Genomic DNA, 20,535 nt, shown 5'->3' on the forward strand with positions numbered 1-20,535 from the left:
ATTTTATTCCTTTACATCAATTACTTTTAATGCATCCATGAAAATTTTCATATATTTTTTATCCCAGATTGTTACACGAAGGAAGCCTGCACTGTCACCTTTTCCGCAGAATATCAGGATATTATGTTTTTTCAATTCCTCGGTAATTACTTCTGGTGTTTTGTATTTTGGTCTGATACAGATAAAACATCCTTCTGTTGGAATGTATGAATATTCTTCTTTATCAAGTGCATTCAAGAGATATTCTTTTCCTCCCTTAAAGGTTGCCTGTAAATCAGAATAGAGTCTATCAAAGTTATCTACGATTGTCTCACCAAAAGCAAGAGCAACATTGTTTACTGTATAATGAGGCTTATAATTCTTTATATATTGAACATTTTCTTTTGTAGAAATTACAGCTCCCATTCTAAGACCTGGTATAGAAAGGAATTTAGAGAAAGTTCTAAGTATTACAACATTATCGTATTTTTTAAGTAAATCTAATGATCCTTTTTCATAGAAATAATGATATGCTTCATCAATAATTACAACAGCATCTACAGACTTTGCTTTTTCAACAACTCTCACAATATCTGCTTGTTCATAAACATTACCAATAGGCATGCTTGGATTTACCAAAGAAACTAAACCGGTTTGATTATCAATCTTATCAATGAGCTTATTAATATCAAAAGTAAAATCATCTTCATAATGAATAAACTCTGTTTCCATCTGCTGCATATCTGCATATACTTTATACATTCCAAAGGTTGGTGTTACACACAAAAGCTTTTTACCTGGTTCACCAAAAACTTTTAATGCATATCCCATTGCTACTACAGAACCGTCTGTGAGAGTAACATTTTCATATTCAAGTCCAAGTAATTTTGCATATTTTGTAGTAAAACGAATTTCTTCTGGATATAAAGAAAGATAGGAAGGTGTAATTTTTTTCATTGCTTTCTTAAAAAGCCATTTTGGTAATCCGTCTGGATTTTCATTTTGATCAAGGCGGATATACGAACCTCTATCTTCTGGCTGATTTGTTCTTAAAAAATCTTTAATTATAGGATTTACATAATACATAATAACTTCCAAATAAATTTTATAGTATATTAAATTATAACATAAATACTTTATGGACAGCAATAACCAGAATTATACCTTTTATTTTAAAGAATTTTTTTATGAATTGTTTTACAATTCATTATATGTTATTATGAAACAAGCAGCATAGTAATTGGGGGCTATATGAATTTATATATTGTTAAAAAAGCATTTAGAAAGATATTTCGTCCATTATATAAAATTCTAACCAGTAAGAAGATTCTTAAAGCCGAAAATGAAGAATTAAAATATCAATTAAACTATCTTAAAAATCATATAAATCCAGACAATATTAAACCTGCTACTGGCATTTTACGTGAATATCAGTTAGCAGAATTAAAATTTCTTGATGAAGTTATGAAGCTTCTGAAACAATATAACATTACCCCATTTTTTGATGGCGGTTGTCTCTTAGGTTATTGCAGACATAAAGGCTTTGTTCCTTGGGATGATGATATTGATCTAGGACTTATGAGACAAGATTTCGACAGACTCCTTAAAATTATGAAAAATGAAATGCTTTTCTTTGAGATGAATAGTCTTACAGATTTGAAACATCCATTTTCATCAATATATGATAAAATTATTACAGAAAATCCTGGTAAAATTGCTGTAGTACTTTCAACAACTTGTATTCACATTTTTAAAGGAACATCCTTAAAAGATGCTGTAAATGTAGAAATCTTTCCATATGACTATGTTAGGGAATCTGTAACAGAAGAAGAATATTATAACTATAAAGAAAAATCTAAAAAGAAAATACAAAAATTAAAAAATTTTGGTCTTAAAAAAATATTTGATTTTTATGAGCAGGAATTGAATGCAGAAAATTCAGTCTTCAGCAAAGAAAAAACTAATAAAATAACTGATGGTCTAGGAAATTTTGCATTTATTGAATACAAATTCCGAGGCTTTCTCAAATATGATGAACTCTTCCCTCTCAAAGAAACAAAGTTTGAAGGGGTTAATATTTATGTACCAAATAACCCGGAAAGAGCCCTTCAGTGTATTTATGGTGATTATATGAGACTTCCTAATGATATAGGAATTGCTCACTCAATTGAAGATATCAATGCTTATCTTAAAGATAAAGGCCAGGATATTATTGATTACCGGGAAAAGTTTTAAATTATGACAGAATTAAATAGACCATTACCAATTGGTATTCAGGATTTTGAGAAACTTCGCACAGAAAAATATATTTATGTAGATAAAACTGATTACATTTATAATCTCGCACAGGAAAAACGTCCATTCTTTATTAGCCGTCCTCGTCGCTTTGGTAAAAGTCTTTTAATTTCTACTTTTGAGGCTTATTTTAAGGGAAAAAAAGAATTATTCCATGATCTAAAAATTGAAAAACTAGAAAAAGACTGGATTTCTTATCCAATTATTAAAATTGGTTTTGCTTCAAATAATTATTCTTCATCTCAAAAACTTCTTGAAAAATTAAATACATTACTTTCTGAATATGAATCTGAGTTTAATATAAATAAACAAAGCGAAGATCCTTCTGAACGTTTATACAGGCTTATAAAAGAAATATATAAAGACACAGGTAAACAGGTTGTAATTCTTATTGATGAATATGATAAACCAATTCTTGATGCTTTATTTACACCATCAGAAAATAAAAATCGTGAAATATTACAAGGTTTTTATGGACCTTTAAAAGAACTTGATCATTATATACGCTTTATTTTTATTACAGGAATTACCAAAATTGCCCACATCAATATTTTTAGTGGTCTTAATCAGCTCGATGATATTACCATGAATGAAAAATATGCATATATCTGTGGACTTACAGAAGACGAACTTAAGAATAATTTCACACCAGAAATTACATTATTAGGAGAAAGAAGAAACTTATCCATAAATGACACACTTGAAAAACTAAAAGAAATGTATGATGGTTATCATTTTTGTCCAGATACCGAAGGACTTTATAATCCTTTTAGTTTACTTAAAGCTTTTGACGAAAAGAAATTTGGGTCCTATTGGTTTGAGACAGGTACGCCAAGTGTACTTCTTAAAGTTTTAGAAAAAAATCCTTTTGATTTTTATTCACTTGTTAATGAAACAAAAATTTATGAATCAATTTTTACAAATTATGATCCAGAAACTAATACTCTGCTTCCAGTAATATATCAAAGTGGCTATCTTACAATTAAATCCTATAACGAAGAATCAAATCTATATACATTAAAAATTCCTAACAAAGAAGTTGAAAATGGCTTATTTAATATCATTATTCCACGCTTTACACCAATAACAGAAAATGAACTGGGAATTACAATTGACAAATTAAAAACATCACTTGCAGAGAATAATATTGAAATGATGATGAATATAATTAAAACCGCAATTTCTGACATTCCTACAATTATGAAAAAGAATTCCTGTGAAAATTATTATGAATCAATTATGCATGTTCTTTTTAGATTAACAGGATATTACACAATTTCTGAATTACAGTCTATAAATGGCAGAAGTGATATTGTTGTTAGTACCGCAACATCAAACTTTATATTTGAACTTAAACTTGATATTCCTGATGTACAAAAAGCAATAACACAAGCTATTCAGCAAATTCAGGAAAAAGAATATACAACACGTTATAATTTGAGCAATAAACAATTGTATAAAATTGTAGTAATCTTTTCATCAAAAGGAAAAGGTTTACTAACCTGGAAAACTTTTTAATAATACTATGGCAAAAGAAAAGTCTGTAAAAATAAATGCAATGTACTCTTTTATGAGAGCTGCATTAAAATTAATATTTCCTCTTATTACTTTTCCATATGCTTCAAGAATTTTGTCTCCAGAAGGAATTGGTCAGGTTAATTTTTCAAATTCAATAGTATCATATTTCAATCTATTTGCCCTTTTAGGAATTGAAACCTATGCAGAAAGAGAAACTGCCCGCATAAAAGATGATAAAATTGCACTCTCTAAATTTGTCAAAGAAATGCTTATTATAAACTTGATTTCTATGCTATTTGCATATTCAATGTTTTTTATTACCATATTATTTGTTCCTAAATTTCAGGCCTACAGAACAATACTTCTTATATGTAGTACTAAAATTCTTTTTAATGTAATTGGAATAAACTGGTTTTTTTATGGTATAGAAGAGTTTAAATACACAACAATAAGATCCTTTTTTGTTCAGTGTGCAGCAATTGCTTTTCTCTTTATTTCCGTACATTCAAAAGAAGATGTTTGGCTCTATGCTATTTATGGAGTAATTTTAAGTACAGGTTATGATATTTGTAATATAATTTATGCTCGTCATTTTATTGATTTACGTGTAAAAGTTAAACTGGAAATTAAAAAACATATAAAATATATATTTACTTTTTTTGGAATGACTCTGGTAACAAGTATATATGAAATGCTTGATACAACAATGATTGGCATTCTTTCAAATGACGAACAAACTGGGTATTATGCTGCAGGAATAAAGATTAATAATATTGTGCTTGGTTTACTTTCTGCTGTAACTGCAGTAATACTACCTCGCCTTTCATATTACAAAGGAAATGGTGAATCCGAAAAATTTGAAAAACTTAAAGATTCTATAATTGAAATTATCATTCTTCTTTCGATTCCATTAACATTTGGTTTTATTGCTCTGTCAAGACCTATTATCCTTTTAGTTTGTGGCGAATTATATGAGCCGGCAATTCCTATAATGCAGATTATTTCTCCAGTCATTTTTTTTATTTCAATTTCAAATTTGGCAGGGGCTAAATTATTACCTGCCATGAATAAGGAAAAAGTTTCATTAGCATCTTATATTGCTGGTGCTGTTGTAAATGTAACCTCAAATCTTATATTTATTCCTCGTTTTAATGCGATGGGAGCTGCTCTTGGAACTATTCTTGCAGAATCAACTGTTATGCTTGTACAAGTAATATTTTTACGAAAAGATTTCTTCCGTAAAACTATAATCATCAATTTTCTGCATTCTTTAATAGCATCTTCTATCATGTTTATTACAATTATATTTGTTCTTAAAATTATACATGGCACAATTCTTCAATGTATAACAGGTTTTATTTCAGGTTCTTTAATATATTTACTTGTACTTTTACTTTTCAGAAATAAAACTATTCTTAAATATTTGCAATTATTTAGTAAATTATTCAATAAATTTATAAAAAAAGAATAATAATGTATTTATCTTGTATTTAATATATACATATTATAAAATAAATCAGCATTTGAATAATTTATTGGAGTTTTAGCATGCAGTGTCTTGTAGTACAACAATCAGAAATAAAAGCTGAAAAATGGAATGATTTTGTTCATAATAGTTCAATGGGCTGGGCATATTTCTTATATGAAATGATTGGAGTTGATCGTAACTCGTCTTTTAAGAATATTTCTTTCGCAATTGTTGATAAAGACAATAATGATGAAATTCTGATGATTCAACAATTACATTATTTTGCAGATCGTTCTCCTAAGAAAGCATTTTTAATTAAAGAGAATAAGCTTGAATCACGCTGGGGATTCGTATTGAAAGATGAGTTGCCTAAAAAACATTTTAATAAAGTTAAAGAATGCTTTGAAACATACATTGATAATTATATGAATAAACATCATATCAAATCTTTCGAATCCAGTTTACCTCCTCTTACTCAAGCAAATATTAATAACAAGAATTCAATAAACCCTCTTGTATTTTTAAATTTCAGACCACAACTCCGTTATACTTATGTTGTAGATCTTTCTAAACCTGATGACAGGATGCTTGCAGATTGTGAAGAAGCAACAAGACGAGCAGTAAAAAAAATAGAAGCTTCTGATAAATATGAAATAATTGAAGGTAAAGCAACAGAAGAAGACTGCAAAACTTTTATAAAACTTCATAAAGAAACTTATACAAGAACGAATGATAAGACTGGTATTATTGCAGATGAATATCACTATCACATGTTTTTTAACTTAATTCCAAAAGGAATTTGCCGAGTCTTTTTTCTTAAAGAAAAAGAAAGCCAGGAAATTGTAGCCCAGTTTGCAATTCTTATCTATCACAATACTGCCTATTACTGGTGGGGCGGTTCTAAAAATGAAAAGGAAAACGGAATAAACAGGTATCTTATGTATAAAGTAATTTGTATAATAAGAGAAAGTTTCGGAAAAACAGGTTACTTCGAAACTGGAGGAGCTTATCCTTTCTTAAGAAATGGGAAATACAAAGGTCTCAATGATTTCAAAAAATGTTTTGGAACCATTCTCTGGCCTATCTGGGCAGGTTCATATACAAAACCATATTCCAGTTTTAAATTAACAATCATGAAACTCCTCCAAAGGGCCTAACTAGTAAAAAAATTGTTTATCTCAGGAGCATTTAATGCAGTGCAAGGTATTACAACAATCAGATCTTGATTCAAATTTATGGGATACTTTTGTTTTAAGTAATTCGATGGGTTGGGCATATTATTTATACGATATGATTGGTGTTGACCGAGAATCTACTTATAAGAATCTTTCTTTTGCAATTGTAGATATTGAAAATAACAATGAAATTCTTTTTATAATGCAGCTTCATTATTTTGAAGAACGACCGATAAAAAAAGCTTTTCTTATTAAAGAAAAAAAATTATCTTCTCGCTGGGGCTTCGTAATTAAAGATAATCTTCCTAAAAAACAATTGCGTCTTATAAAGGAATGTTTTGAAAATCATATTGATTCATATATACAAGAACATCATATAAGATCATTTGAAATAAATCTTCCGCCTTTAACTGATGCAAATCTTAATAACATAAAAGCAATTAATCCCTTAATCTTTTTTAATTTTAAACCTTCAATTCGTTATACCTATGTTGTAGATCTTTCAAAGCCAGACGACAGACTTCTTGCAGATTGTGAAGAAACTACAAGACAGGCCATAAGAAAACTTGATGCTTCAAATAAATACATTATAAGAGAAGCAGAAGCATGTGAAGAAGACTGTAATATTTTTATTAAATTGCACAAAGAAACTTATACCCGAACTAATGCAAAAAGTGATATTATCGAAGACTCCTATCATCACCACATGTTTTTTACTCTTATTCCTAAAAAAATATGTAGAGTATTTTTTTTAGTTGATAAAGAAACCAAAAATGTAGTAGCCTCAGTTGCAATACTTATTTACAAAAAAACAGCTTATTACTGGTGGGGCGATTCCAAAAATGAAAAAGAAATAGGAGTTAATAAATATTTACTTTTCAAAGTTATCTATTTAATACGAGATAGTTTTGAGAAAACTGGCCTCTTTGAAACTGGTGGTGCTTATCCCTATCTTAGAAAAGGAAAATATAAAGGACTTAATGATTTTAAGAAGTGCTTTGGAACTTCTTTATACATAATCTGGGGTGGTACCTACTCTATTCCAATTTCTAGTTTAAAACTCAGAATAAAAAAAATACTGCAAATGAATAACTAATACTTTCTGGATTTTAATAATACCTTGTAAAAGACATTTTGATGATATAAAATATAATAATATGAAATCGGATAATCAAGAACATTTTACACCCGAAACTTTACGAAAACTCCAGCTTATAGAATTAAAAGCACTCGATGAAGTTAAGCGCATCTGCGAACTTCATAATTTGAAATATTTTCTTATTGCAGGAAATCTCATTGGTGCAATAAGACACAAGGGCTTTATTCCCTGGGATGATGATATTGATATTGGAATGATGCGCAGTGACTATGATAAATTTATTGAGTACTGCAAAACTGACCTTGATACTGAACATTTTTTCTTACAGACTCCTTCAACCGAAAAAGGAAGCGCAGATTTTGAACTTGCCCGTATCCGAATAAACGGCACAAAATATGTTGAAGCACACAGAAAGAATTTAAATATTCATGATGGAATATTCGTTGAAGTTTTTCCTTATGACGACTTGCCTGACAATCAATTACATTGCAGACTTTTTGGAGATTCATTCCGACTCTTAAAAAAAGCTGTTGGTCAAAGAATGGGGTACCGATACGGTGGGGACAGTACAATCCGCAAAATCATTATTAACACCGCCGCCTTCTTCACCAGAATCATTCCTCTGGAAAAAATGATTAAGATTGTCGACAATTATCATTTGAAATATCAGAATCCAGATTCAAAATGGGTTTTCCTTATTGCCGGCGGAACTTCTTACAAGAAGGAACGACACCTGCGTTCAACTGTAACAGAACTTACCACTGCAGAGTTTGAAGGAAAACTCTACCCTATTCCAAAGGATTATAATAAGTTCCTCACAGAACAATATGGCGACTATATGACTCCGCCACCAGAAAACAAAAGAGTAAATAATTATCATACTATAGAAGAACTTGATTTTGGAAATTACTAAGATCTACTAACTCAGGAGTAAATTAATTATGAGTAAACAAATGGATGCCGCAAAAAATAAACACCGTTATACATCATCTAGACTTTCTCATATAATAAACAGTCTGCCTTACGCATTTGCCTCGCTTTTCTGTAAACGCGATAAAAAGCTTATTGTATTCTGCGCAATGCACTGTGATACTTTCATTTCCAATTCAAAACATCTCTTTCTCTATTTTCTTAAAAATGAACCAGATTACACAGTAAAGTTTGTAATTAATGATAATGAAAAAAGAGCTGCACTTATTTCTCAGTATGGAGATCATTTCATAGATACCCGCACAAAGGAAGGAAAGAAAATTGCAATACACGCAGCAACCTGGGTTGTTTCCTGGCTGGACCTGCCGCTTGGCGGTCTCTTTCTCCGCTTCCGACGTTACGTAATACACCTTGGACACGGCATTCTCTTAAAAGGCCTTGGCTTTACCGAAAAAGACGGCCGCTTTATAAAGAAGCTTTATTATTTCTTAAACAGAAGTAACATAACCTGCTCTCTTGCAACATCTGAATTCATGTCACACCTTGTAGCAAAATCTATGGGTACTTCAGTAAAAAGAACTGTAATCTGCGGCCAGCCATATACAGATGCTTTATTCAAAGAACCTGTAAAGGTAAGTATTATCGACAAAAATCAATTCAATATTCTTTATGCTCCAACCTGGAGACAGCACGCAGATGTAAAGCTTTTTCCTTTTGAAGATTTTAATAAAAAAGAACTTGAAGAATTTCTTGAAAAAAATAACATTCATATTTTTGTTCGTTTCCATCCTGCTTACGAAGAAAGCATACCTGCAGACATTCTCGAAATGAAAAATATTTCCTTATTCTCTGCAAAAGAATATACAGAAGTAATGGATTACATAAATAACTTTGATGCATTAATAACAGACTATTCTTCGATTTATATTGATTACATGCCTCTGGAAAGACCTTTACTCTTTTTACCTTATGATCTTGAAGAAGAAGAAAAAGCAACTGGTTTTGTAATGGATTATATGGAAAATACTCCGGGACCAAAACCATCTACACAAAAAGACTTCATTACAGAATTAAAAAAGATGAAAGAGAATCCGGAAGATTATATTAAACAGATTCATGAACTCAATTTGAAATTAAATAGTCCTGAAAAAAATTCATGCCAGAGATTAGGAGAAATAATTAAAAAGCAATGAAAAGAAATATTTTATTATCTACTTTTGTTTTATTAACAATTTTATTTATCGGCTGCCAGTCTACAAGGATTCCTGAATCCGTTATTAATATTGAACAACCTGACTTTGCCAATAATCAGGAATTACTAAAAATCTATTGCCCGGAATTTGAATATACCAATAAGAAAACACAAAAAAAACAGATTGTTGCCGGGGACTGTACTATAGTAATTCTTCCAGACAATAAATGCATGGTAGTAGATGCTTTTTCAAATGAAGCAGGAAAAGACTTATCTGCCTTTATTAAATCATTAGGCATTACAAAAATTGATTATCTTATTGCCAGTCATTACCATCGCGATCATATTGGCGGAATGTTAGCCCTTATTAACAATTTTGAAATTGGTACTTTTTATTCTAATGGAGTTCCTTTTGATTCTACAACCTGCGATTTATTTCTTGACCTCTTAGACTTGAATAATATTAAAATAAATGTATTAAAAGAAGGAGACATTGTAAATCTTACTGATGATGGTTCAAATTGCCGCATAGAACTTCTGTGGCCATCACTTACAGAAGATGAGATTTATGATGTTTATTGTAAACCTGGTAATACAGAAAAAAAGGCAAACTCAACATCGCTAGTTTTTAAATTGATTTATAAGGATTTTTCTTTCTTATTCACAGGAGATATGTATAAAGCTGTAGACAAGGCTCTTATTCAAAAGTATCCGGATAAATTAAAATCTACTATTCTAAAAGCACCACATCATGGCGAATTTTATACTGCAAACTCAAGAGCTCTTATAAAAACTGTAAAACCCGATTATGTAGTTGTTGAAGATCCACAGTATATTTGTCAGGTTATTTGTAAAAGATATGAAAGGCAGAATGTACCAGTTTTATTCAGAAGAAGGCCTGGATATATTTTACTCCAGTCTGATGGAGTAAAATATTCCATTGAAACTACAAAATTTCAGAAGTAATTTTATCAGAATGTGAAGGCTTTTACCCACATTGAAATTACTACGCCGCGATTTTCTTTATATTCTTCGCTTTCATATTTTGCATAGCCTGTGCTTGCGGATGGGCTGTCATTTCCGATTGAAGTAAACCAGTTATGAACATATCCGATAGAACCGCAAAGCTGCAGGGGAAATCCGAACTTATTAAAGTCATAAGCTGCTTCAAGAGTTACAATATTCATCCATTCATAAACACCGTCTCTTAAGAAATACTTATGAAGATTATTTCTTCCAGGACCGTATTTACCGGCAGGCAGTTCTGAATAAATTGAAGAGCCACTGTAAATGTTAGATTCACTGCCCCAGTCTACGCCATGTCTGATAAACTGATATTTAAGACCAAATGAACTTGCAGGCAGAGGTTTTGTTTCAAGTTTCAAATACAATTCATCAGAATTAGGAGGCAGATAGTAACCGAGTGATTCTCCATTGTTTGTATAACTTTCCGAAATATAATGTGAGAAATAAGGCTGTTCAGAATCGGCATTCAATGCTTCATGAGTATAGCAATATGGTTCGATTTTTGTATAACGCAAAGATAATGAAGCAAATGGAAGCCAAGGAATATTAATTTTTGTTCCTCCCTGGTAAGCAAACATACATCTTGTATTGTGGAAGATATCTGTCTTAAATGCATTAATTTCATCCATATAGAAAGAACCCCAGATGCTTCCAAAGCCCGGATAACGGAATTTTAAATTAAAATATAAGGCGAGATTATCATAATCACCAACATTGTTCTGATAAACAACACGGTCAACCAGCGGGAAGGAATATCCTAATTCAGCTCTGTTTGGATATACTACAGTACTTCCAAAATCAAAATGTACATATTTCAAATCTAAATCAAGTTTTGCCATTGCAAAAAGATTATGGAAGAAGAAAGAATCTTTTACATCTTTATCCAGATTTTCCAGATTCTGATTTTTATTTCCGTGTTCATCACTTGGATACCAGTCATTTCCATTTATGAAGTTCTGATTAGGAAATTCAAGAAAACCGGTTACTACAGAGAATGTAAGCCACTTAAATGGTTTTACAGAAGTATCTAAGCCAAAGAATGGATGTGCATTTGCATTAAGTACAAGACTTGAACCTGTATCCATTGCCCCCCACTCTCTGTTCAAACGGCCGATTCCAATATCAATTAAATTATCTAAGAAAGTACCGTGAAGTTCTCCCTGCATACCAAAGGCCAGAGATGTTTTAAATGGCCAGCCTGTAAGACCGTTGGAATTAATGCCGCCTTTTGCATAGTAAACAGAACCGTCCCAGTGTTTTTTATAACTGTAAGGAAGAACTGAATAATTTCTGTATGTGCTTATTGTTCTGTCGCTGAAGTGCTCTTCTCTTACAAAGTCTTCTTCATCACCATAATAATCATACCACCACCAGCCTATATCGTAGTCACCAAGTTTCTGCATATCCATTTTTGTTACTTCAAGATAAGCAAGTGAACGATATGAAATGTTATTTCCTAAATCTCCATAAAAATGGATGTTTTCCCAGATTTCATAACCTATACTGTTTGTGTCTGAATCAGAATATAAACCACCAGAAATAAAACTTTCGGTAGAAAGATCAAATGTCAGATTAACAGGAATATTTGCCTTTTCTCCAGACACTCTATAAGCCATATTTTTAAGAAAGAGACCATCCTGACGAACATATCTGCTTTTATAGTTTTCTACAACTTCTTTCTGTAAAGCAGTCTGACGAGGTTTCCAGAAATTTTGAAATTTATTATCACCGGCACCTTCGTTTTCCAGCTTTTCAAGGTTTTCGAGAATCTGGTCTAACATTGCGTTAATATATTTTTCTGTATAGGGACGGCTTGTTGCAAGCGGTTCACATAGTCCCTGAACTTCTGCAGTTGCTAAAAGATCATAAACATCATCTGTTATGTCAACTGTATTATTTGATTGAGCTCCAAGTAACGTAATACTTGAAATAAAAGCCATACTTAAAATAATTTTTTTTAAATTCTTATAAAACATTATTTATCTCCTCTGATTAGAAAATGTTATAAGTTACAGCCAGATCTACTTCTAGTCCGGCATCGTTTTTATTTTCAATATGAAGATTATTGATAATATAATTATACTGTATTTGTCCTGTGAGTTCAAAGTGTTCATTTATTTCATAGGAAGCTTTTAAATTAATTATATTATTATACTGTTTAACTCCTGACATTCCAAAGTCCATTGCCATATCATAAAGCTGGTCATTGGTATATTCTTTATCGCTTATTTCATCCTCCTGAAGCTTATAAATTACCGAAGGATAATAATTATAATACTCAGCATCAGAATCTGGATCATAAACAGTTCTTTCGAAAATTGAAAAATCGTGTTCACCCTTTGCAATGAATGCATAGCCAAGTTCAACTTTCCATTTTGTATTTCTGTCATATGTGAGTTTTAACTCGCCACCCATACAGTCTGGTCCATAAGGAGAACCTATCCATGAATAAACATTTTCATGAGTCTGCATGTCCATACGTACTCTATAAAGTGAAGCAGAAGGTGTCTGCTTTATGTACATGTAAGGAGAATTATAAATATACTCAGCTTCAATTTTTAATTTTGAGAAGTCAGAGAATATGAGGGAATAATCTGCTCCAAGCTGCAGGCCGATAGTATTAGGATAATAACGGCCCCAGCTATTGTTTCTTTCCCATGGGAGCTGAAGTTCTATCTGATTATAAATACCATAAAGTCTTAAATTACTAACCGGTATATATTCAAACATAAAGGCAAAATCTGCGCAGAAGTTTGTTTCGCGGTAGATATCTTCATTTTCTTCTGAGATATAATTTGTCCAGCCTCCAAACTGATGCATAAAAGGAATAGGATTCAAGAATCTTAATGAAAATGGATTTGCAACCAGAGAGCCTTCCAGAAGACTGACTTTAAAATTCTTAAAAGGACGTATATCAAATTGATGCAGATAAAGATATCGCTCTGTATTGTCCATTTGAATATTATCCATTCTGTTTGAACTTACCTGCACTACATCCATTGTAAATTTAACAGCCCTTGTATAAATATCAAATTCTACATAAGCATCTGTTTCGAATGTATTGTTATAAATTATACTTCCTGTAAGAGTCTGATATATGTTTTTTCCCTGCTTTCCTATCTGAAAATTTACACCCCAGTTATTAAAACTTTTACCGATAGAGGCATATGCAAAAGTTGGAAAATTAAACTCAAGCAGTCCATCATCCGAAATATTATTTACATTAACAGGTACGTTCCAGAAGTTTTCGTTATCTGCAGCCGCAATGTAGTTTTTTCCTAAGAAAAAGTCAGCGCCCATTGCAAAACAGTTACCAAAGCCGACATCAAGTGGAATCGAAATCAGATTATCTTTGAAATGATAATTGAAAGACCAGGGAATATCATCTGTCGTTTTATAATAACCTTCAAGGTTCATTGAAAGGTGTGCTGCAAGCTCAAAACCCGGTATATTAAAAAGGTTTTCTTTTTCATATAAATAATCATAAATTTTTTGATATAAAGCAGCCGAATATCCGCTTAAAGACTCCGAATCAAACTGTTCGAGATAAAATTTTAACTCAGAAACTGATATTGGCGTATTATTTGTAAAAGCCAGAATACGTTCTGCTTTTTGAAGTTCAAGAAAATCTTTGTAAACCTGGGAATCTGGTGGAACAATTTTAGAATCATTTATTGATTTCGCATTTACTACGCTTATTAAACAAAGTGTGGACAATAGAAGTAAAATTATCTTTTTCATATAATAAATATAACAAACATCCACCGGATTGTGAATATAGCATGTATTTATAGTGTACCTTTTATTTGTATCAGGTGTTATATATTTAAATGGATTTTTTTAATATTATATAGTATAATAGGTTAATTATGGATATAAATAAGTTTAAGGAATATTTGACTAAAAAGTTCCCTCATACCTCATCTTTTACTTCTGGTTTTATTCTCTTTCTTGTAGATATTTGTGTGCTGATGTTCTGTATTGGTTTAGGTTTCTTTATTGTAAACATCTTCTTTAAACACGATATTAACTTTAAATCATTCATTAACTATTCTATTTATCTTCCTATAATTGTTATTATTTTCGGCTGTATTGGTCTTTACCCTGGAATTATGATTCCTCATACCGAGGAAGTTAAGAAATTTTCTGCTGCTACATTCTTTTCTTTTGTAGCAATTGGTCTTACAGTCTTTATTCCAAATGGTGATACTCCTATTTCTAATTATATTATTAAAGATAGTAATGATTATGCAATTTTTATAGCCTTTTTAATCGCCTTTATTTTCGCAACTTTCCTTTTACCAAGTTTCAGAGAATTTACCAAGCATTGTATAAGTCATAAAAGATGGTGGGGTGTTCCTGCCGTAATTTACTGTACAGACAGCAGTGCAGACTTCATTATTAAAAGACTTCTTGAAAATCCATATCTTGGATACAGACCTGCAGTTATTATTGATTCTTCCCTCCCCCTGCCAAAAGAGGGCGAAGCGACTGTATGTAATAACTATTATGAAGACATACCGATTTTTCCTGAAACTAATGAAATTCTTAAGGCAATTAAAGAATTTAATATAAAAACTGCAATCATGTCTGATTATCACGGGGACTTTTCACAGGTAATGACATCCTACCGTTATACAATGACAGTCTCAAAAAGACAGAATTCATTCACTTGTGACCAGCATATTAAAGATATTGCAGGAATTATAGGTTTCTCTTCTACTCATAACCTTACATTTAAGAGCAACCTTTTCTTAAAAAGATGTATTGATATTTTTGTAATTCTTCTTTTCTCTCCTGTAATTTTGCCTGTTTTCATTCTTCTTATGTTCCTTACAAAAATCACTTCAAAGGGACCAATTTTCTATGGTCATAAAAGAGTTGGCCAGTATGGAAAAGAAATAAAATGCTGGAAATTCCGTTCCATGTGCATAAATGCAGACAAAATGCTGGATGAAATACTTGCAAATAATCCTCAGATGCGGGAAGAATGGGAAAAAGAAAGAAAATTCCAGAATGATCCTAGAGTAACAAAATTTGGAAAGTTCTTAAGAAAAACAAGTCTTGATGAACTTCCTCAGCTTATTAATATTCTTTTAGGCCAGATGAGTTTTGTTGGCCCTCGTCCTGTTACAGAACCTGAACTCGCACGTTACGGAGAATTCAAAGATTATGTACTTTCTGTAACACCAGGTCTTTCGGGCATGTGGCAGACTTCCGGCCGCTCAGATACAGAATATGAGGAAAGAATTGCCCTCGATTTGTACTATATTCAAAACTGGTCAATCTGGCTTGATATATGGATTCTTATAAAAACAGTTTATGTTGTTTTAAAAGGTAGAGGTGCATACTAATGAAAAAAAACGCGGTTCTTGCCCTGCTTATTCTTATTCTTACAACTTCCGCAGCTTATGCACAAAAGTTTCAGATCGAGGATGTTATTTATAACATTGAAGGATGCGGCTCTGCCATATTCGGCAGAACACAAGATTACAGTCTCTCAAGAGAAGTTCCGGTAAATACAAGTAAAGTTTTTGAAACTGAAGAAGAATTTAACTTTTATCTTGAAGATTATAAAAAGAAACTGACAAACTTAAGGGCTTTTGAATCCATTCAGATAGAAACTGAACCTCTCATTACAGAAGAAACTTCTGATGAAAATGAAGATTCTGAGCAGATTAACAAAGTTTATCTTAAAGTTTACGTAAAAGACTCATTTCATCTTTTTGCAATTCCAGGTCCAAAATATGACTCAAACTCAGGTCTTACCTTAAAGCTTAAAATTATTGATTCAAATTTCCTTGGTTCACTCAGTTCACTTTCCACAGATATCTTTTTTGTACTTCCTACATCAGAGTCAGACAATGCACACTCAGAAGTAGGTTTTAATATTGATATAGATTATCCATTCAAAGCCGGTATTTTCGATGCATTATGGATGAACGATTTCGAGTTTTCTTTTACTTTTGGTAACGATATGCCTGAGTGGGACTTAGGAACCGGTATTCGCTTTACCCTTCCTTTTGAAAAATGTTCCCTTGTTCTTGAAACAAACCAGAAATTTGTAAATGATTTTGAATTCAAGGAATTTGATGATAATCTTTACTTTGTAAATGATGTCCGTTTCTCAGTTCCTGTTACTCTTGCAGAAGTTAAATATTTTGGAAAACTTATATATACTCCTTACATAATTCCAGAAGTTAACTGGGATCTTGACGGTATATCAAAAGATAACTCAGAACTTTCAAGCCCTATATTAACAGCCGGACATAAGTTTGAGTTCGGTCGTTACGACTGGTATGATAATTTAAGAACAGGCTTTTCGTTCTTAATTGATAATTATTACTCTTATAACTTTCAGAGAAATAAATTCTATCCTGTAGCAGAATTGAATGCTCAGGTTCACAAGAGTTTTACTTTATTTGAAGATTCAAACTTTTTCCGCTGCTTTGGCATTTCAGCAGACTTACATTCATTTACCTATTTTATAGATCCAAGGAAAGATCCTTATATTGCTAATGATGGTAAAAAAATTGGAGAATACTTAAGAGGTATCAGAGATAAACAGTATTATGAAGGAAGTAATGTACTGTCTGTAAAACCTACAAGTGCCATTGTTTTAAACCTGGATATGCCGATTCACATATTCAGAACAAACTTTACAAAATCATTTCTCAGATATCTGAACTTTGATTTCCAGCTTTCTCCATTTATCGATATTGCCCTTTGTTATAATAAAGTTACAGAGAGTTTTTTTGATTTGAAAGATGGATTTTATACTGCCGGATTAGAAGCAATTGTATATCCGTTAAAATGGAGCGGAATTACAGTAAGAGGAAGCATTGGTGTTGATGTTGGCCGTAAGTTCCTTGCATCCCGCCTTAATACAGACTGGCGGGAAGATGTATCAGCACTTGAATTCTCTTTTGGCTTTGGACTTCACTATTAAATCTTACAAGTTTTCAAGCTGAAGAACAGCATCGCGCTGCCAGTATACTTCTGGTGTGAATCTTGCAATAACTTTTAACAGTTCTTTTGAAAATTCTGTATAACCGCATTCGGTTGAATATGCTGCAAGAATATTAAAGCTTTTCCAGGCAGAATTACGGCTTCCCCATTCAATAATATCATCGTAAAAAGAGGCTTCCTGCATAAAACCTTCGAGATTTTCATATTCATAAACAGAGTTTCTTGAATAAAGAATTTCTATAATTCTTGAAAAAGAAGTAATTGCTGCAAGACAGGCAAAATCAAGAGCTTTATCAAGTTTCCCTTCATTATGATAATATTCTGCCAGCTGATTATAGGCATTTATACAGTTATAAGAATCTGCACGATAGAGGTTGAAGAATTTTTCCATTGAATCTTTTTTATTTGATGCAATAGTTCCCTTCATTGAACGTTTTAAGGCAGTGTCATGATAATTTTTATCTTCTGTAAGAATATTCAAAAGCCGGGTTTCCATTTTAGGAAGATCACCTTCCAGACGGCTTATATCCGCCAGCATGTAAAGGATTTCGTATTTTTCATCAGGTATATCAAGAACATCAGATCGCTCAAGAGCCATCATGTAATATTCTTCTGCATAGGTATACTCACCTTCTAATTTGTAGATATCGCCGATTATTTTGTGAGCTTCCGGAAAATCTTTTGAATCTTCAAGATATTCAAGAAGCTTTGTAATTGAATTGTCAAAATAATCTTTTCCCTTTTTCTTAATATAATATTCGATTATACCAGCTGTTTCGTATTCTTTTCTGTTATTAAGTACGTTTAGAACAGGATCCAGATGGTCCCCTGCTGCCTGCACTCTTTTTGCAGAAAGTGAGTTTTTTAATTTATTTATCTGATTTTCAATACGCTGTTTTCTGTATAGAATTGCATCTTCAGAATACTTTAATGCCTTACCATAATCCTGGGCATCCATAGCTTCTATGGCCATGCGGTAAGCTTCTACACTTTCGTCCAATTTTGCTTTTTTATCTGCAGCAGAGAGTGTAAAACAAATTCCAGCAAGTATAAAAAATAAGACAGTCTTTTTCATAAAGAATTCAATTCCTCTTCAAATACTTTATCGGCATCTTTTGCGTCTATCGTGCGTACTATTTTGCCTTTTTTGAAGATAATTGCTTTATCGTTTGTACCTGCAATTCCAAGATCTGCGTGACGGCCTTCGCCTGGACCATTTACAACACAGCCCATAACTGCCACTGTTATATCTTTATCCATTGCAAGAAGTCGGTTCTGCCAGCGGTCTACAAAGGCATGAACATCAAAGCCAATACGACCGCAGCGAGGGCAGCTTACAAGTTTTACGCCTCCAGCTCTCTTACCGCATTCTTTAAGAATATTGATTCCGGCTACAACTTCGTTTTCTGGAGATGATGAAAGGCTTACACGAATAGTATCTCCTATTCCCTGATTGAGAAGAGTTGAAAAAGCTATGCTTGATTTTACAATACCACCGATGAGTGGACCTGCTTCTGTAACCCCAAGATGCAGGGGATTATTATATTTTTCTGCATAAAACTTATTACACTGTATAGTTTCGTTAACATCCGAAGACTTCATACTAACTACATACTGATCAAACTTGAGATCTTCAAAAATGGCAGCTTCGCGTGCAGAAGTTTCACAGAGGCCCTGAGCACGACTGATTTGCCCGGCAGCAATCTGTTCCTGTAAGTCTTTAGGAAGAGAGCCACTGTTAATTCCAATGCGGATTGCAACTCCGTTTTCACGACAGGCTTCAACTACAGTTCGGGTATTTTCCACAGAACCTATGTTTCCCGGATTGATACGGATAGCAGCAACGTTACCCTTAAGGCATTCAAGTGCAAGCTTATAATCAAAGTGAATATCTGCAACAAGAGGCATAGAAGTTCGCTCAGCAAGCAGGCAGAGCCCCTGAGCACTCGCCACATCCGGTACCGCAAAGCGCACAATGTCACAGCCAATCATGCTAAGATCATTGAGTTCGCGTAAAATCCTGTCCAGCTTTTCATTATCCGTGGCGAGGTCAGTTATCCCTTCCTTCCACATAGTCTGAACAGAAACAGGTGCTCCACCACCAATCGCAATACGTTTAGTTACACCCTTTCCGCCAAGATAAACAGTTTTTGTAGTCATATGCAAAGTATATCACTTATAATCAATTAAATCACTTCTAAAAACAAAAAAACTGCGGGTCCCAGCGACGGCAAAATCGAATAAGGAATCCACCAGGGTCCCCATAAAAATCTCGCTACGCTTGATTTTTATATACCCTGGGTCCTCCTTATTCGTTTTGCCTGCGTCCCACAGTTTTTTATTTTTAGAACAATTTCTGTAAAATATTAAGTGTATTACTTATGCAATCATTGAGAATACCATTGCAAACAAAGCAACAGATTCACAAAGACCGACTACCATAATGTACTGTGCGAAACCTTTACCAGTTTCTCCGAGAGCATCTGAACCTGCAGCACCAGCTTTACCCTGTGCAATTGCAGAGAAACACATTGCAAGACCTGAAGCGATACCAAGACCAAGTGCTGTACCAGGTTTCATATCTCCATTTGTAAATTTTGGAACAAGGGTAACCTTCATAAGAAGGAAACCATAGATTGTCTGTGTCAAAGGAGCACCGGCAAATACTGTTAAAATAAATGGAGCAGGTTTATTATTAATATAACAACGTTTCCATGCTCCGATTGCTCCCTGTCCGGCAATTCCAATACCAATTGCTGAACCAATAGCAGCAATACCCATACAAATAGCAGCACCAATGTAACCCCAAATTTCCATAATTATTCTCCTTATATAAACCGATTCAACGGTTATTTAATTATTTGTCATGCTGAACTTGTTTCAG

16 protein-coding genes are annotated in these 20,535 nt (G+C 32.6%); 10 read left to right on the forward strand and 6 right to left on the reverse strand.

What is annotated here, in order from left to right:
* Positions 1-3: 3 nt before the first annotated feature.
* The gene (locus tag G626_RS0103740; RefSeq protein ID WP_231365097.1) at positions 4-1,077 is read right to left on the reverse strand and encodes a pyridoxal phosphate-dependent aminotransferase; all 1,074 of its coding nucleotides are present in this window, start codon (positions 1,075-1,077) and stop codon (positions 4-6) included.
* A 153-nt stretch (positions 1,078-1,230) separates the two neighbouring features.
* On the opposite strand from G626_RS0103740, the gene G626_RS0103745 reads away from it, so the two are divergent.
* The 8 genes from G626_RS0103745 to G626_RS0103780 all read left to right on the forward strand — a co-directional run bounded on the left by G626_RS0103745 (position 1,231) and on the right by G626_RS0103780 (position 10,622).
* The gene (locus tag G626_RS0103745) at positions 1,231-2,214 is read left to right on the forward strand and encodes a LicD family protein (RefSeq protein ID WP_022931457.1); all 984 of its coding nucleotides are present in this window, start codon (positions 1,231-1,233) and stop codon (positions 2,212-2,214) included.
* A 3-nt stretch (positions 2,215-2,217) separates the two neighbouring features.
* Positions 2,218-3,792, forward strand: a complete 1,575-nt coding sequence (locus tag G626_RS0103750; RefSeq protein WP_022931458.1) for an ATP-binding protein — start codon at positions 2,218-2,220, stop codon at positions 3,790-3,792.
* A gap of 7 nt (positions 3,793-3,799) precedes the next feature.
* On the forward strand, positions 3,800-5,263 hold the full coding sequence (locus tag G626_RS0103755; RefSeq protein ID WP_022931459.1) for a flippase: 1,464 nt from the start codon (positions 3,800-3,802) through the stop codon (positions 5,261-5,263).
* 77 nt (positions 5,264-5,340) lie between these two features.
* Positions 5,341-6,417, forward strand: coding sequence for a GNAT family N-acetyltransferase (locus G626_RS0103760; protein ID WP_022931460.1), 1,077 nt, complete (start codon positions 5,341-5,343; stop codon positions 6,415-6,417).
* A gap of 34 nt (positions 6,418-6,451) precedes the next feature.
* Positions 6,452-7,531, forward strand: coding sequence for a GNAT family N-acetyltransferase (locus tag G626_RS0103765; protein WP_022931461.1), 1,080 nt, complete (start codon positions 6,452-6,454; stop codon positions 7,529-7,531).
* 61 nt (positions 7,532-7,592) lie between these two features.
* Positions 7,593-8,447: a LicD family protein gene (locus tag G626_RS0103770; protein WP_022931462.1), complete on the forward strand. Its 855-nt coding sequence runs from the start codon at positions 7,593-7,595 to the stop codon at positions 8,445-8,447.
* 28 nt (positions 8,448-8,475) lie between these two features.
* The gene (locus G626_RS0103775; RefSeq protein WP_081647482.1) at positions 8,476-9,657 is read left to right on the forward strand and encodes a CDP-glycerol glycerophosphotransferase family protein; all 1,182 of its coding nucleotides are present in this window, start codon (positions 8,476-8,478) and stop codon (positions 9,655-9,657) included.
* Positions 9,654-10,622, forward strand: coding sequence for a ComEC/Rec2 family competence protein (locus G626_RS0103780; protein WP_022931464.1), 969 nt, complete (start codon positions 9,654-9,656; stop codon positions 10,620-10,622). The genes G626_RS0103775 and G626_RS0103780 overlap by 4 nt, the downstream gene beginning before the upstream one ends.
* A gap of 5 nt (positions 10,623-10,627) precedes the next feature.
* Here the strand turns inward: G626_RS0103780 and G626_RS0103785 are convergent, their stop codons facing one another.
* Both G626_RS0103785 and G626_RS0103790 read right to left on the reverse strand, forming a co-directional pair.
* Positions 10,628-12,658 (reverse strand): hypothetical protein, encoded by a 2,031-nt coding sequence (locus G626_RS0103785; RefSeq protein ID WP_022931465.1) that lies wholly within the window; start codon positions 12,656-12,658, stop codon positions 10,628-10,630.
* A 16-nt stretch (positions 12,659-12,674) separates the two neighbouring features.
* Positions 12,675-14,423 carry a hypothetical protein gene (locus G626_RS0103790; RefSeq protein WP_022931466.1) on the reverse strand — a complete coding sequence of 583 codons (1,749 nt, stop codon included), beginning with the start codon at positions 14,421-14,423 and terminating at the stop codon, positions 12,675-12,677.
* Between the two features lie 128 nt (positions 14,424-14,551).
* Between G626_RS0103790 and wbaP the strand changes: the two genes are divergently transcribed.
* Positions 14,552-16,036 (forward strand): undecaprenyl-phosphate galactose phosphotransferase WbaP, encoded by a 1,485-nt coding sequence (gene wbaP, locus G626_RS0103795; protein WP_022931467.1) that lies wholly within the window; start codon positions 14,552-14,554, stop codon positions 16,034-16,036.
* Complete coding sequence (locus G626_RS0103800) at positions 16,036-17,631, forward strand: hypothetical protein (RefSeq protein ID WP_022931468.1); 1,596 nt, start codon at positions 16,036-16,038, stop codon at positions 17,629-17,631. The genes wbaP and G626_RS0103800 overlap by 1 nt, the downstream gene beginning before the upstream one ends.
* 3 nt (positions 17,632-17,634) lie before the next feature.
* On the opposite strand, the gene G626_RS0103805 is transcribed toward G626_RS0103800, so the two are convergent.
* The 3 genes from G626_RS0103805 to G626_RS0103815 all read right to left on the reverse strand — a co-directional run bounded on the left by G626_RS0103805 (position 17,635) and on the right by G626_RS0103815 (position 20,468).
* Entirely contained in the window at positions 17,635-18,726 is a 1,092-nt protein-coding gene (locus G626_RS0103805) for a tetratricopeptide repeat protein (protein ID WP_022931469.1), read from the reverse strand.
* Complete coding sequence (ispG, locus tag G626_RS0103810; protein WP_022931470.1) at positions 18,723-19,811, reverse strand: flavodoxin-dependent (E)-4-hydroxy-3-methylbut-2-enyl-diphosphate synthase; 1,089 nt, start codon at positions 19,809-19,811, stop codon at positions 18,723-18,725. The genes G626_RS0103805 and ispG overlap by 4 nt, the downstream gene beginning before the upstream one ends.
* A 219-nt stretch (positions 19,812-20,030) precedes the next feature.
* The gene (locus G626_RS0103815; RefSeq protein WP_022931471.1) at positions 20,031-20,468 is read right to left on the reverse strand and encodes an ATP synthase subunit K; all 438 of its coding nucleotides are present in this window, start codon (positions 20,466-20,468) and stop codon (positions 20,031-20,033) included.
* Between the last annotated feature and the right edge of the window lie 67 nt (positions 20,469-20,535).

The organism is Treponema bryantii NK4A124 (genome assembly GCF_000421345.1).
Taxonomy (GTDB): Bacteria; Spirochaetota; Spirochaetia; order Treponematales; family Treponemataceae; genus Treponema_D; species Treponema_D bryantii_B.

What these genes read in the sequence shown, in the direction of transcription:
- G626_RS0103790 (WP_022931466.1), bottom strand. Translation starts at nt 14,423, where the DNA reads ATGAAAAAGATAATTTTACTTCTATTGTCCACACTTTGTTTAATAAGC.
- G626_RS0103805 (WP_022931469.1), bottom strand. Translation starts at nt 18,726, where the DNA reads ATGAAAAAGACTGTCTTATTTTTTATACTTGCTGGAATTTGTTTTACA.
- ispG (WP_022931470.1), bottom strand. Translation starts at nt 19,811, where the DNA reads ATGACTACAAAAACTGTTTATCTTGGCGGAAAGGGTGTAACTAAACGT.
- G626_RS0103775 (WP_081647482.1), top strand. Translation starts at nt 8,476, where the DNA reads ATGAGTAAACAAATGGATGCCGCAAAAAATAAACACCGTTATACATCA.
- G626_RS0103785 (WP_022931465.1), bottom strand. Translation starts at nt 12,658, where the DNA reads ATGTTTTATAAGAATTTAAAAAAAATTATTTTAAGTATGGCTTTTATT.
- G626_RS0103755 (WP_022931459.1), top strand. Translation starts at nt 3,800, where the DNA reads ATGGCAAAAGAAAAGTCTGTAAAAATAAATGCAATGTACTCTTTTATG.
- G626_RS0103765 (WP_022931461.1), top strand. Translation starts at nt 6,452, where the DNA reads ATGCAGTGCAAGGTATTACAACAATCAGATCTTGATTCAAATTTATGG.
- G626_RS0103780 (WP_022931464.1), top strand. Translation starts at nt 9,654, where the DNA reads ATGAAAAGAAATATTTTATTATCTACTTTTGTTTTATTAACAATTTTA.
- G626_RS0103745 (WP_022931457.1), top strand. Translation starts at nt 1,231, where the DNA reads ATGAATTTATATATTGTTAAAAAAGCATTTAGAAAGATATTTCGTCCA.
- G626_RS0103800 (WP_022931468.1), top strand. Translation starts at nt 16,036, where the DNA reads ATGAAAAAAAACGCGGTTCTTGCCCTGCTTATTCTTATTCTTACAACT.
- G626_RS0103750 (WP_022931458.1), top strand. Translation starts at nt 2,218, where the DNA reads ATGACAGAATTAAATAGACCATTACCAATTGGTATTCAGGATTTTGAG.
- G626_RS0103760 (WP_022931460.1), top strand. Translation starts at nt 5,341, where the DNA reads ATGCAGTGTCTTGTAGTACAACAATCAGAAATAAAAGCTGAAAAATGG.
- G626_RS0103815 (WP_022931471.1), bottom strand. Translation starts at nt 20,468, where the DNA reads ATGGAAATTTGGGGTTACATTGGTGCTGCTATTTGTATGGGTATTGCT.
- wbaP (WP_022931467.1), top strand. Translation starts at nt 14,552, where the DNA reads ATGGATATAAATAAGTTTAAGGAATATTTGACTAAAAAGTTCCCTCAT.
- G626_RS0103770 (WP_022931462.1), top strand. Translation starts at nt 7,593, where the DNA reads ATGAAATCGGATAATCAAGAACATTTTACACCCGAAACTTTACGAAAA.